This is a genomic window from Acidovorax sp. FW305-C-20-28, from assembly GCF_058783375.1.
Genome location: NZ_JBYSYM010000036.1, coordinates 27,391 through 39,406, shown reverse-complemented (window position 1 = coordinate 39,406; position 12,016 = coordinate 27,391). Strand labels below are relative to the sequence as shown.

Sequence of the window (12,016 nt, the reverse complement as noted above, 5' to 3'; positions counted from 1 at the left end):
GCTAGACTGTCGCCATTCAGATCGCGAAGGATGCACAGTGCACGGCAAAAAAAAAGCCCCAATGGACGGCCGACTGACAGCAGCCCTGGAGGCCAGCGATTGGGACCTTCTGGTGCGGCTGTGCAAACAGATTCTGCGCAAGAACTCGCGTGACCTGCAGGCCACGCGGCTGCTGGGCTATGCCCTCGACTGCCAGGGCAAGGGCGACGAGTCGATCACCGTCTACCGCCATGCCGCACTGCTGTGGCCGAACGACGCAGAACTGCTGATCAATTACGGCAACGTGCTTCTCAACCACGCTCAGAATGCGCAGGCACTGCCCATTCTGGAGAAAGTGTGCGAGCTGCGGCCCGAAAAAGCCATCTGCTGGCTCAAGCTGTCGCAATGCTGCTACCTGCTGGCCCGGCATGAAGAAGGCTTCAGCGCCGCGCAGAAAGCCGCGGCACTGACCACCAACGACCAGGAACGCTCGGCCGCCCTCACGCAGACGTCCATCCATCGGCGCGAGCTGGGACAGGTGCGGGAGGCCGTGCAGGACTGCCTGGCCGCCATTGCGCTGACCCCCACGGAGGTGTCCAACCACACCAACCGCCTGCTGTTCATGCTGGCCGACCCCAGCGCGGATGCGGGCAGTCTGGCCCGCGCGGCACGCGATTTCGCGAGCGTCTTCGAGCCCCCGCTCAAGCCCCAATGGCCGGACTTCGCAGATCACAGGGGAGACCCCTGGCGGAAACTGCGCATCGGCTTCCTGTCGCCCGACTTCCGGGTCCACTCCGTGATGTATTTCGTGGAAGGCCTGCTGGCCCAGCTGGATCGGCGGCAGTTCGAAGTGTTCGCGCTCTCCCTCTTCCCACGCGAAGACCATGTCTCTGGAAGGGTCCAGCACCATGTGGACCACTTCGTTCGCCTGGCGGGCCTCAGCGCGGAGCAGCAGGCCCAGGCCATCCGCGCCCAGGGCATCGACATCCTGATCGACCTGGCAGGCCACACGGGTTACAACGGGCTGCTGGCCATGGCCCACAAGGCGGCCCCCGTGCAGGTATCGTGGCTGGGCTTTCCGGCAACGACCGGGCTGGACGCGGTGGATTACAAGTTCACCGACGAAGTCACCGATCCGCCGGATGCCCAGGCGCAATACACCGAGCAGCTGTACCGCCTGCCCACCCTGTTCGCCTGCTACCGCCCCATGAGCCGCAACCCGCTGTGGCGCTACCAGCCCCGCTATTTGGTGCGGCCCACGCCGGCCCTGGAGAACGGCTTCATCACCTTTGGCTCGTGCAACAACCTGGGCAAGCTCACCGATGATGTGCTGGCCCTGTGGGGCCGGATCCTGGAGGCCGTCCCCGGGTCACGCCTGCTCATCGAGGGCAAGAACCTCAACCGCCCCGATTTCGCCAACGCCTACCGGGAACGCTGCCGGGGGCTGGGATTGGACCCGGAGCGCCTGGAATTGGTGGCCCTGCACAGCGACAACCAGTACCTGACCTACCACCGCATCGATATTGCGCTGGACCCGTTTCCCCTGACGGGCGGCACTACCACCTTCGACGTGCTGTGGATGGGCGTTCCCATCGTCTCGATGGTGGGCCAGAGTTTCAAGAGCCGCATGGGCGTGGGCCTGCTCACCTACCTGGGCCGCACCGAATGGCTGGCCGAGACGGCAGAGGACTACGTCCGCATCGCATGCGGCCTGGCCGCCGATGTCCAGGCGCTGAACACCCTGCGCCTGGGCTTGCGCGCCGAAGTGGAGGGTTCGGCCCTCATGCGCGAGGACATCTTCAACCACCATTTTGGCGAGGGCCTGCGCGCCATGTGGCTGCAGTGGCTGGCCCGTGCCGAGCACCCGGACGATGCCGAAGCCCAGATGCAGGCCATCCAGGGCTGGTTGCCCGGCCTGCCGCAGGAGTGGATGCAGCCGCCTGCGCCGGGGGTCGGACTGAAGCCCGGCCACCGGGTGGGCCTGGCGGAAGCCCACCAGCGCTTGCAGGACCTGGTCGAGAAGGCCAAGGGCTCTGCACGGCCTGCAACCACTGCCGAGGCCGCAAGCGCCCAGATATCGGACCGCCACTGGATTGCCGTGACCTCCCTGGCCGAGATCGTGCTGAATGCCGTTCCCAACGATCCCGTGGCGCTGGCTTGCCTTGCAGAGGTCGAGCACGCACATGGCCATACCGAATTCGCGGTGACCTACCTGCGGCATGCCACCCAGGCCATGGGCATGGCGCCCCTGGTGATCTGAGCCGGGCCGAAGACGCCCGGGGAGACTACCCCTTTCGGCGCAGGAACCCCGACGGCGCCACCGTCACCTGCAGGCGCTGCTCCATCTCGGTGTCGATCTCGAACTCGGCATGCCCGGCCAGCCATTGGCGCACCGCCGTCTTGGGGTTGTTGCCCACATCCCAGGGACGATCGGCGAAGAAGCGCGGCGGCATGTCCTCGACAAAGGTATCGAACACCACGCAGTAGCTGCCCGGGGTGACCAGCGGCGCGTAGGCCTCCAATTCCCCGACCACATGGTCGTGCGTGTGCATGGAATCCAGGCACACCAGGACGCGCTGGTAGCCTTTGGCAAAGTCCCGCACCTGCGCCACCACATCGGGCGCGATGGCCGAGCCCTGGACCATCGCGATGCGGCTGGCCATGGGGTGCGCCTCGATGGCTGCGCGGTTGTGCGCACGGATGTCGATGTCGATTCCGAGCACCTTGCGCCGCGACACCCGCGGGTCGAGGGTGGTCCCGGCCTCGATGGCATCGCTCATGTCCAGCAGGGCGAGCAGCGAGGCACTGAGCACCAGGGAGCCGCCGTGGGCGATGCCGGTCTCGATGATCAGGTCCGGCCGCACGCGCCAGACCAGCTCCTGCATGGCCACCATGTCCTGCGGGTACTGGATGATGGGGCGCCCCATCCAGTCGAAGTTGTACACATACTGCCGCTGCATGGAGGCCTGCAGCCATTGCTGCGACAGCGCCTTGAAGTCGGCATCCGAGCCATAGGCCTGCAGGCGGGCCTGCCGCTCCTGGCTGAATTGTTCCAAAGGGGTCATAGGGATAGCCTTACTTGATCAACAAACCTTGGCCCGTGGGCATCTCGAGCACACGGTAACCGTACTTGGCAAACCAGGGATCTTCGGCCAGCTTCTGCGCGCGGTAGGCCAGCCAACCGTAGTCGTCCAGGATGAGGACGGCGCCCGGGACCATGCGCTCGAAAAGGACCTCCAGCGCGCCAACCTCCGCGTCCGCATTGTTCATGTCCAGGTGCATGAAGGCGATTTTCTGAGGGGCGACATCGGCCAGCACCTCGGGCACCTTGCCCTGGGTGACGGTGACGTTGTCGAATCCCGCAAAGCGCTCCTTCACCTGCGCATACAGCTGCTTGCTGTGTTCGGGCATCGCATGGTGGGGCAGGGACGGGTCGTGATCGAACAGGTCGTACAGGTAGTAGTGGCGGTCGGGGCGGTTGGCGAAATCCACCGCATCGCACACGATGCGGGCCGTGGTGCCCTTGTAGCAGGCGCACTCCACGAAATCACCCTCCAGGCGCAAACCATTGCGCACCCCCCACAGCACGGTGGAAATGCGCCAGAGAACGGCCTTCTCTTCGATGGTGCTCGCATGGGCTTCAAATGCCCGCATCAATGGCTCGTCGTCCAGGAAGCCCAGGTTGCGGTGGTACGTGAACAGGTTGTCGCCGGCATAGATGCCTTGGGGGTCGTCGATGCCATCGATCGACTGCTGCATGCCCTGGAAGAACCCCGGGCCGTCGCGCAGCCCGAAAAAGGCAGCACTCAAATGATTCTTCATGCAATTTTCCGTTTCTGCAGCCAGCTCGGGCTACCGCCAATTGTTGTCGATCCACACCTGCCGCGCCGTCACACCGAACTCGGAATGCAGGCGCGCCACGCTGATCGGCGCGAAAGACTGCAGCGAGGCGCCGTCCTGCACTTCAAAGGAGCTTGCATAGTGCGCGCTCAGCCATTCAAGCCATTGGGCATGCGTGGTCTGCCGGCCGCTGGCGACGTTGTAGGTCGCCGACCTGCCGCCCAGGGCGATGCGCGGCAACCATTGCACCACGTCGTCGATGTGAATGTAGTCCTTGGCACTGGCCGGGTCGCTTCGCAGCAGCATCGCACCCTGTTGCGCCTGGCGCACGAGATCCGCCACCAGGTTGCCCGACTGCGCATCCATCCCGGGCCCGACCACGTTGGACAGCCGCGCCACGCGCACGCCCGCACGGCCGCTGGCGTAGCACAGGGATTCACCGGTCAGCTTGGACAGGTTGTACAGATAGGACGGGTCGCCCGGCACCACGCTCAGCGGCGCATCCTCGTCGGTGCTGGCCGCCCCCATGTAGACGCGCGTGGAGGACAGGTAGAGCAGCGAGTCGAACTGCGCGCGACGCAGCACCTCGGCCAGCAGCCCGACATGGGCCTCCACCGTGTCGAAGGGGCGCGAACGGAAATCCGCCGTGAGGCCCACGCAGTAAAGGACATGGCCGAGCGGCTGGTTGAAGATGTCCGCATCGTCCCTGGCCGGTGCCCAAACCACATGGCCCTGGTCCCGGAGGTGCGCCACCAGGTGGCTGCCAATGTAGCCCGAGGCACCCAGCACCGTGAAGGCGGTCACGTGCGCGCCCCCACGGCCCGCAGTGGGTGCCCTGCGTACACGGTGTAGGGCTTGAGCTCTCCACGCACGATGGAGCCGGCCCCGACCACGCAGCCCTGGCGCAGCACGGCCCCGTCCAGCAGCACGCAATTGGCACCGATCCACACATCATCCTCGATCGTGATGCCGCCCTTGCTGGCCTGAAAGCCCTGCTCGCGGATCAGGCGGCCCCGCTCGGCATAGGCGTGGTTCACGGGCGCAAAAGTGCAGTTGGCCGCAATGGCAACATGGTTGCCGATGCGGATGCCGTTGCCCGTGTACAGGACGCAGCCGGAATTGATGACCACATGCTCGCCCAGCACCAGATCGCCGGAGCCACCGGCAGGCTTGACCTTGACGAAGCTGTCGATCACCGAATGCGCGCCCACGACGATGCGCGTGCCACGCACCGAGTCCTCGATGTCGGCCAGCGGCGAGACCCGCGCCGTGGCATGGATGTCGATCACGGGAACACCTCCAGCCGGGGCACCGCCACGGCAAACTGCCCGCCCCAGGCCCGGACATAGTCCAGCTGCGCCGTCACCTCGTCGCGCAGGTTCCACGGCAGGATCAGCACCCGGTCGGGCCGATGTGCACGCAGGTGTGCCTCGTCCACGATGGGAATGCGGCTGCCCGGCAGGAACTGGCCCTGCTTGGCGGGATTGCGGTCGACCACATAGGGCAGCAGGTCGGCCCGCACGCCGGCAAAGTTGAGCAGGGTATTGCCCTTGGCGGCTGCGCCATAGGCGCCCACCGTGAGCCCGCGCGCGTGGCAGTCGAGCAAAAAGGCCAGCAGCTCGCGCTTGATGCGCAGCGCCTCGTCCTGCAGGCCCGCGTAGAACGCGGCAGATGAGACGCCGGCAGCCGTTTCACGGGCCAGCAGCTCGCCCACCCGGGCGTGTACCACGGGCATGGCATCGCTGCGCTGGGCGAACACGCGCAGGCTGCCGCCGTGGGTGGGCAGCTCCTGCACGTCGGTCACGGTGAGGCCGTTGGCGGCAAAGATGCGCTGGACCGCCGTGAGCGACAGGTACGAGAAATGCTCGTGGTACAGCGTGTCGAACTGGCACTGCTGCACCAGCTGCAGCAGGTGCGGGAACTCGAAGGTGGCCACGCCTTGCGGCTTGAGCAGCACGGCAAAGCCCGCCACGAAGTCGTTGATGTCGGGCACATGGGCCAGCACGTTGTTGGCCGCTGTGAGATCGGCCGCGCGCCCCTGGGCCACCAGCTCGCGGGCCAGCGCCACGCCAAAGAACCGCTCCACGACCTCGATGCCGCGCGCCCGTGCGGCAGCGGCCGTGCTGGCGGTGGGCTCCACACCCAGGCAGGGGATGCCGCGCGCCGCCACATACTGCAGCAGGTAGCCGTCATTGGCGGCCACCTCCACCACCTGGCTGTGTGCGCCCAGCGCCAGGCGCTCGGCCATCTCCTGCACATAGGCCTGGGCATGGGCCAGCCAGCTGCTGGAGAACGAGCTGAAGTAGGCGTAGTCGGCATCGAACAGCGCATCGGCGGCCGCGAAGTCCTCGGTCTGCACCAGCCAGCAGTTCTCGCACACCAGCACCCTGAGCGGGTACCAGCGCTCGGGCGCATGCAGTGCGGGTTCACGCAGGTAGGCGTTGGAAGGGGGCGCGGTACCCAGGTCTGCCATGGGCAGGGTCACGGGGGCGGCGCAGTGGCGGCATTGCATGGGCACAACTCGGTCAGGACAGCGACAACCCGGGGAAAGCGGGCGCCAGGGAAGGATGTTGGGCATCGCGCACGGAGCGCTCTGCCACGGGCAGCGGCCAGGCAATGGCCAGGCGCGGGTCCAGCGCATCGAGCCCGCCTTCGGAGGCGGGCGCGTAGGGCGCGGAGTGCAGGTACAGCATTTCGCAATCGTCGGTCAACGCCTGAAAGCCATGAGCAAACCCCGGCGGAATGAGCATGGCCCAGTGGTTGGCGGCCGACAGCTCGCGGCCGAACCATTGCAGAAAAGTCGGGGACCCGGCCCTGAGGTCCACCGCCACGTCCCACACGGCGCCCCGCAGGCAGCTCACGAGCTTGGCCTCGGCCGCAGGAGGGTGCTGGAAATGCAGGCCCCGCAGCGTGCCGCGCTGCGCGGTGTGCGTGTGGTTGATCTGGGCAATGGGCCAGGTCCAGCCCGCGGGCGCCAGGTCTTGCGCGCAGAACATGCGCGCCAGGAAGCCCCGGCTGTCCGCGAGCGGCTGGCGCTGCACGGTCACCAGGCCGGCCAGCGGCGTCCCCTCCACGGTGAAGCGACTCATGGCGCAAGGCCTCCCCGGCAGGCCATTTCGAAGGCCTCCAGATCGGACAGGCACAGGGTGCGCGCCGAGGCGCCCACATGGAAATCCCGGTACCAGGCCATGGTGCGCCCGACGGCCTGGGGCAACGCCCAGACCGGGGCGACGCCCAAGCGGTTGCGCGCCAGCGCCGTGTCCAGCGCGAGCAGGCCGGCTTCGTGCGGGTTCTTCGCGTCGCTCTGGTACTGCACGGGTGCTGCGGGGTAGGAGGCTTGTGCGATCTCGATCACGCGCCCCACCGTGGCCGCCTCGTGCGGCGCAGGCCCGAAGTTGTAGGCACCCGCCTTGGCGGCGTCTGCCCAGAGCAGCTCGGCCAGGCGCAGGTAGGCGGCCAGGGGCTCCAGCACATGCTGCCAGGGGCGCGTGGCGTGCGGGTTGCGCAGCACCAGGGTCTGGCCGGCGGACCAGGCGGCGGCGGCATCGGGCAAAAGGCGTTCGGGCGACCAGTCGCCGCCGCCGATCACATTGCCGGCCCGCGCCGTGGCCACGGCCACGCCCTGGGCGGCAAGAAAGGCATCGCGGTAGCTCGCCGCCACGATCTCGGCCGCGGCCTTGCTGGCGCTGTAGGGGTCATGCCCCCCAAGCGCATCGTCCTCGCGGTAGGGATAGACCCACTCGCGGTTGCGGTAGACCTTGTCGGTGGTCACGACCACGGCGACACGCACCTGCGGCAATCCCCGCAGGGCATCGAGCACATGGGCCGTGCCCATGACGTTGGTGGCATAGGTATCGAGCGGCGCTGCGTAACTGGGGCGCACCAGGGCCTGGGCCGCCAGGTGCAGCACGATGTCGGGGCAGGCTGCCCGGACGAGGGCGGCCGTGGCCGCTGCATCGCGCACATCGCAGGCATGGCTGTCCATGCCCTGCGCCACGCCGGCCAGCGCAAACAGGCTGGGCTCGGTGGCCGGTGGCAGCGCCAGGCCGGTGACCTGGGCACCCAGGCGCTGCAGCCAGAGGGCCAGCCAGCTGCCCTTGAAGCCCGTGTGCCCCGTGAGCAGCACGCGCTTGCCGCGCCAGAAGTCGGGATCGGGAAGTGCCATGCTCACCAGCACTTCCAGGGCGCCTGGCCGCTTTGCCAGAGCTCTTCGAGCAGGTTCTTCTCGCGCAGCGTGTCCATGGGCTGCCAGAAGCCATGGTGCTCGAAGGCCATCAGCTCGCCATCGCGCGCCAGGCTCTCCATGGGCGCCGCCTCCCAGGGGGTGGCATCGCCCTCGATGCGGTCGAGCACCGCTGGCGACAGCACGAAGAAGCCGCCATTGATCCAGCCGCCATCGCCGCGCGGCTTCTCGACAAAGCCGTTCACACCCGCACCCTTGCCGTCCCCGTCACGCACCAGGGCGCCATAGCGGCCAGGCGGCAGCACCGCCGTCACCGTGGCCAGCTTGCCGTGCGCCGCATGGAAGGCGAACTGCGCGGCCATGTCGAGATCGGCCACGCCGTCGCCGTAGGTAAAGCAAAAGGGTTCATCGGGCGACAGGTACTCGCGCACGCGCTTGAGCCGCCCACCGGTCAGCGTGGAGGCGCCGGTGTCCACCAGCGTCACACGCCAGGGCTCGGCATGGCGGTGGTGCACCTCCATGCGGTTCTCGGCCATGTCGAAGGTCACGTCCGACATGTGCAGGAAGTAGTTGGCGAAGTATTCCTTGATGATGTAGCCCTTGTAGCCCAGGCAGATGATGAAGTCGTTGACGCCATGGGCGGCATAGGTCTTCATGATGTGCCACAGGATGGGCCGCCCACCGATCTCGATCATGGGCTTGGGGCGCAGGTGCGACTCTTCGGAGATGCGGGTGCCCAGGCCACCGGCCAGCAACACAGCCTTCATGGACGGTACTCCCATGCTGCGCGGACATCCGCAAACGGGCCTGTTTTCATCTGTAGATCACCTGTGTGTAATTGGGATTTGCGGAAACTGCAGTTCTCGAAAGCCCCTGCCATCGCGTAGCATAAACACTCCGGGAGCCTCCGAAATCGGGAAAACCGGCGGAAATCCCGCCCAAGCGGTGCAACCCGTGAAGTGGCGGGCGCTTTACCGCTTGCTCACGGGACTGGTTCGCGCACAATCAGATACAGTAAAACCAGCGATACGGCCTGGTGCCGTGTTTCCACCGCAACCGCCCAGCCCCGACTGGCGCCCGCCAAAACAAACTGAATCAGCATGTTCGTCATCATTGGCTACGTCGTCAGCATGGTCTGCATCTTCGGTGTGTACATCGTGCACGGCGGGAACATCCAGGTGATCCTGAAGGCCCTGCCGTTCGAGCTCATCACCATTGGCGGCAGCGCGCTGGGCGCCTTCGTGGTGAACAACCAGCCCAAGGTGCTCAAGGCGACCATGAAGGCCGTACCGGCCGCCTTCAAGGGCTCCAAGTACACCAAGGCCCGCTACATGGAGCTGCTGGCCATGCTCTACGACATTCTCCAGAAGGCCCGCAAGGAAGGCCTGATGGCCATCGAGAAGGACGTGGAAACCCCCCACGAGTCGGAGATCTTCAAGAAATACCCCACGGTGGGCAGCGACCACCATGTGATCGAGTTCACGACCGACTACCTGCGCATGATGGTCTCGGGCAACCTCAACTCGCACGAGATCGAGGCCCTGATGGACAACGAAATCGACACCCACCACCAGGAGGCCCACGCCCCGGTGGCGGCGATTGCCCGCCTGGCCGGCGCCCTGCCCGCCTTCGGCATCGTGGCCGCCGTGCTCGGGGTGGTGAACACCATGGGCTCGGTGGGCCAGCCCCCCTCGGTGCTGGGGGGCATGATCGCCTCGGCCCTGGTCGGGACCTTCCTGGGGATTTTGCTGGCCTATGGATTCGTGGAACCCCTGGGTGGCCTGATGGAACAAAAGAGCGAAGATGCCGCCAAGGAATTCCTGTGCATCAAGTCGACCCTGCTGGCCAGCATGCAGGGTTACAACCCCGCCACGGCCATCGAATTCGGCCGCAAGGTGTTGTTCTCGACCGACAGACCGACATTCTCCGAACTGGAAGGGCATGTGAAGGGCAAGAAGTAGGCGCCCACCCCCACCATGGCTGAAAAGAAGCTCCAACCCATCATCATCAAGCGCGTCAAGAAGGGCGGCCATGCCGCCCATGGCGGCGCCTGGAAGATCGCCTATGCCGACTTCGTGACGGCCATGATGGCGTTCTTCCTGCTGATGTGGCTGCTGGGCTCCACGGCCAAGGGGGAGCTGCAGGGCATTTCGGCCTATTTCGCCTCTCCGCTCAAGGTGGCCATGACCGGCGGCGACGGCGCGGGCAACAGCTCCAGCGTGATCCCGGGCGGCGGCAACGACCTGTCCAAGGTGCACGGCCAGGTGCGCCGTTCCGACTCCGACCCCGACAACAACCGCAAGGCCAGCATCGACAACGCCCGCGCCGAACGGGCCAAGCAGGACCAGGAGCGCATCAAGGCCCTGCAGGCCAAGATCGATGCGCTGATCACCGAAAACCCGCGCCTGAACGAGTACAAGTCGCAGATCCGCATCGATGTCACCCCCGACGGCTTGCAGATCCAGATCGTGGACGACCAGAACCGCCCCATGTTCGACAGCGGCAGCGCGCTGGTGAAGCCCTATATGCGCGACATCCTGCGCGAGATCGGCGCCGCCCTGGGCGGGGTGGAGAACCGCATCAGCCTGGCCGGCCATACCGATGCCGTTCCGTACGGCAACAGTGAGCGCGGCTACAGCAACTGGGAGCTCTCGGCCGACCGGGCCAACGCCTCGCGCCGCGAGCTGGTCTCGGCCGGCATGCCCGACTCCAGGCTCGGCCGCGTGGTCGGCCTGGCCGCCAGCGATCTGCTCGAACCCACGAATCCCCGCGCGCCCGCCAATCGCCGTATTACCATCACGGTGCTGACCCGCGAGGCCGAAGAGCGCCTCCTGGGCAAGGGAACTCCTGCGGCCAGTGCTCCGGAAGTGCCGACGGAAAAACGCGAAAATCCAACGCCTGGCAGGTGATCGTTACGACTTGTCACCAAACCTGCCACACTTGACAATACAACCAGCCTATTTCGACCGAAAGGGTCCCACGTGACCACAGCCCTTCGCTTCTTGATCGTTGACGACTTCTCCACCATGCGACGCATCGTGCGCAATCTGCTCAAGGAGAGCGGGTTCTCCGATGCCGACGAGGCCGAGGACGGCGTCGCCGCACTGAACAAACTGCGCAACGGCAAGTTTGACTTCGTGGTGACGGACATCAACATGCCCAACATGAACGGTTTCCAGCTTCTGGCGGAAATCAAGAAAGACGACAAGCTCAAGCACCTGCCGGTGCTGATGGTGACTGCCGAGGCCCGCAAGGAAGACATCGTTGCAGCCGCCCAGGGCGGCGCCGCCGGTTACATCGTCAAGCCTTTCACCAAGGCCACGCTTGAAGAAAAGGTCTTGCTGATTCTCAAGAAGATGGGGCTGTGACGCCATGGATACACCCGACCATACCCCTGGGGAACCCGCGACCGATGTCCACCACAAAATCGGCCTGCTGACCCGCCAGCTCCACGATTCGCTCAACGAACTGGGCTACGCCGACAAGCTGCGCGGCTCCATGGGCGAGCTGCCGGACGCCCAGAGCCGCCTGTCCTATATCGCGCGCCTCACGGGTGAAGCGGCCGAAAAGGTGCTCAATCGGGTCGAACAGGCCAAGGCCCAGCACGACTTCATCGCGGCCGAGACACGCCGCGTGGTGGCCTCCCTGGTGAAAGACCCTGTGGCCGCCGTGGCCAAGGGCGAGATCATGAACTTCCTGACCGACGTGGAGCGCGTCACCATGGAAGCCGATACGCACCTGACCGAAATCATGATGGCGCAGGACTTCCACGACCTCACGGGCCAGGTGATCGCCCGGGTGGTCAATCTGGCGGCCACCATCGAGGAGCAGCTCGTGCAGCTGCTGATCCAGACCGCGCCGCCCCATGCCCATGTGCCCGCGGCACTGACCGCCGAGGCCCCGCGCGAGCACCTCGCCGGCCCCGTGGTGGATCCGGAGAACACCCCGGACATCGTCACCGACCAGTCCCAGGTGGACGACCTGCTGGCCAGCCTGGGTTTCTGACCCGGTTGG

13 protein-coding genes are annotated in these 12,016 nt (G+C 66.2%); 5 read left to right on the top strand and 8 right to left on the bottom strand.

Going from position 1 to position 12,016, the window contains the following annotated elements; all coding sequences use genetic code 11:
• Window positions 1-61: 61 nt before the first annotated feature.
• Window positions 62-2,239, top strand: coding sequence for an O-linked N-acetylglucosamine transferase, SPINDLY family protein (locus AC3WOH_RS29345; RefSeq protein WP_492232830.1), 2,178 nt, complete (start codon window positions 62-64; stop codon window positions 2,237-2,239).
• A gap of 25 nt (window positions 2,240-2,264) precedes the next feature.
• Here the strand turns inward: AC3WOH_RS29345 and AC3WOH_RS29340 are convergent, their stop codons facing one another.
• The 8 genes from AC3WOH_RS29340 to rfbF are packed head-to-tail and all read right to left on the bottom strand — an operon-like array spanning window position 2,265 to window position 8,769.
• A complete protein-coding gene (locus tag AC3WOH_RS29340) occupies window positions 2,265-3,044 on the bottom strand; it encodes a cephalosporin hydroxylase family protein (protein ID WP_492232829.1) in 780 nt (259 codons plus the stop codon).
• Between the two features lie 10 nt (window positions 3,045-3,054).
• Window positions 3,055-3,801 carry a class I SAM-dependent methyltransferase gene (locus tag AC3WOH_RS29335; RefSeq protein ID WP_492232828.1) on the bottom strand — a complete coding sequence of 249 codons (747 nt, stop codon included), beginning with the start codon at window positions 3,799-3,801 and terminating at the stop codon, window positions 3,055-3,057.
• 30 nt (window positions 3,802-3,831) lie between these two features.
• Window positions 3,832-4,623, bottom strand: a complete 792-nt coding sequence (locus AC3WOH_RS29330) for an NAD-dependent epimerase/dehydratase family protein (protein WP_492232827.1) — start codon at window positions 4,621-4,623, stop codon at window positions 3,832-3,834.
• Window positions 4,620-5,108 (bottom strand): acyltransferase, encoded by a 489-nt coding sequence (locus AC3WOH_RS29325; RefSeq protein ID WP_492232826.1) that lies wholly within the window; start codon window positions 5,106-5,108, stop codon window positions 4,620-4,622. Before AC3WOH_RS29325 ends, AC3WOH_RS29330 begins: the two co-directional genes overlap by 4 nt.
• A complete protein-coding gene (locus AC3WOH_RS29320; RefSeq protein WP_492232825.1) occupies window positions 5,105-6,331 on the bottom strand; it encodes a methyltransferase domain-containing protein in 1,227 nt (408 codons plus the stop codon). The genes AC3WOH_RS29325 and AC3WOH_RS29320 overlap by 4 nt, the downstream gene beginning before the upstream one ends.
• A gap of 13 nt (window positions 6,332-6,344) precedes the next feature.
• Window positions 6,345-6,908, bottom strand: coding sequence for a dTDP-4-dehydrorhamnose 3,5-epimerase family protein (locus AC3WOH_RS29315; RefSeq protein ID WP_492232824.1), 564 nt, complete (start codon window positions 6,906-6,908; stop codon window positions 6,345-6,347).
• Window positions 6,905-7,984, bottom strand: a complete 1,080-nt coding sequence (rfbG, locus tag AC3WOH_RS29310) for a CDP-glucose 4,6-dehydratase (RefSeq protein ID WP_492232823.1) — start codon at window positions 7,982-7,984, stop codon at window positions 6,905-6,907. Before rfbG ends, AC3WOH_RS29315 begins: the two co-directional genes overlap by 4 nt.
• A gap of 2 nt (window positions 7,985-7,986) precedes the next feature.
• Window positions 7,987-8,769: a glucose-1-phosphate cytidylyltransferase gene (gene rfbF, locus AC3WOH_RS29305; protein WP_492232822.1), complete on the bottom strand. Its 783-nt coding sequence runs from the start codon at window positions 8,767-8,769 to the stop codon at window positions 7,987-7,989.
• Window positions 8,770-9,102: 333 nt separating this feature from the next.
• Between rfbF and motA the strand changes: the two genes are divergently transcribed.
• The 4 genes from motA to AC3WOH_RS29285 all read left to right on the top strand — a co-directional run bounded on the left by motA (window position 9,103) and on the right by AC3WOH_RS29285 (window position 12,007).
• The gene (gene motA, locus AC3WOH_RS29300; protein WP_184860565.1) at window positions 9,103-9,963 is read left to right on the top strand and encodes a flagellar motor stator protein MotA; all 861 of its coding nucleotides are present in this window, start codon (window positions 9,103-9,105) and stop codon (window positions 9,961-9,963) included.
• A gap of 15 nt (window positions 9,964-9,978) precedes the next feature.
• A complete protein-coding gene (motB, locus tag AC3WOH_RS29295) occupies window positions 9,979-10,911 on the top strand; it encodes a flagellar motor protein MotB (protein ID WP_492232821.1) in 933 nt (310 codons plus the stop codon).
• Window positions 10,912-10,983: 72 nt separating this feature from the next.
• Window positions 10,984-11,370, top strand: a complete 387-nt coding sequence (cheY, locus tag AC3WOH_RS29290; protein ID WP_184860561.1) for a chemotaxis response regulator CheY — start codon at window positions 10,984-10,986, stop codon at window positions 11,368-11,370.
• A 4-nt stretch (window positions 11,371-11,374) separates the two neighbouring features.
• Window positions 11,375-12,007, top strand: coding sequence for a protein phosphatase CheZ (locus AC3WOH_RS29285; protein WP_492232820.1), 633 nt, complete (start codon window positions 11,375-11,377; stop codon window positions 12,005-12,007).
• Window positions 12,008-12,016 lie beyond the last annotated feature (9 nt).

What these genes read in the sequence shown, in the direction of transcription:
- AC3WOH_RS29320 (WP_492232825.1), bottom strand. Translation starts at nt 6,331, where the DNA reads ATGCAATGCCGCCACTGCGCCGCCCCCGTGACCCTGCCCATGGCAGAC.
- rfbG (WP_492232823.1), bottom strand. Translation starts at nt 7,984, where the DNA reads ATGGCACTTCCCGATCCCGACTTCTGGCGCGGCAAGCGCGTGCTGCTC.
- AC3WOH_RS29340 (WP_492232829.1), bottom strand. Translation starts at nt 3,044, where the DNA reads ATGACCCCTTTGGAACAATTCAGCCAGGAGCGGCAGGCCCGCCTGCAG.
- AC3WOH_RS29335 (WP_492232828.1), bottom strand. Translation starts at nt 3,801, where the DNA reads ATGAAGAATCATTTGAGTGCTGCCTTTTTCGGGCTGCGCGACGGCCCG.
- motB (WP_492232821.1), top strand. Translation starts at nt 9,979, where the DNA reads ATGGCTGAAAAGAAGCTCCAACCCATCATCATCAAGCGCGTCAAGAAG.
- AC3WOH_RS29285 (WP_492232820.1), top strand. Translation starts at nt 11,375, where the DNA reads ATGGATACACCCGACCATACCCCTGGGGAACCCGCGACCGATGTCCAC.
- AC3WOH_RS29345 (WP_492232830.1), top strand. Translation starts at nt 62, where the DNA reads ATGGACGGCCGACTGACAGCAGCCCTGGAGGCCAGCGATTGGGACCTT.
- AC3WOH_RS29315 (WP_492232824.1), bottom strand. Translation starts at nt 6,908, where the DNA reads ATGAGTCGCTTCACCGTGGAGGGGACGCCGCTGGCCGGCCTGGTGACC.
- motA (WP_184860565.1), top strand. Translation starts at nt 9,103, where the DNA reads ATGTTCGTCATCATTGGCTACGTCGTCAGCATGGTCTGCATCTTCGGT.
- rfbF (WP_492232822.1), bottom strand. Translation starts at nt 8,769, where the DNA reads ATGAAGGCTGTGTTGCTGGCCGGTGGCCTGGGCACCCGCATCTCCGAA.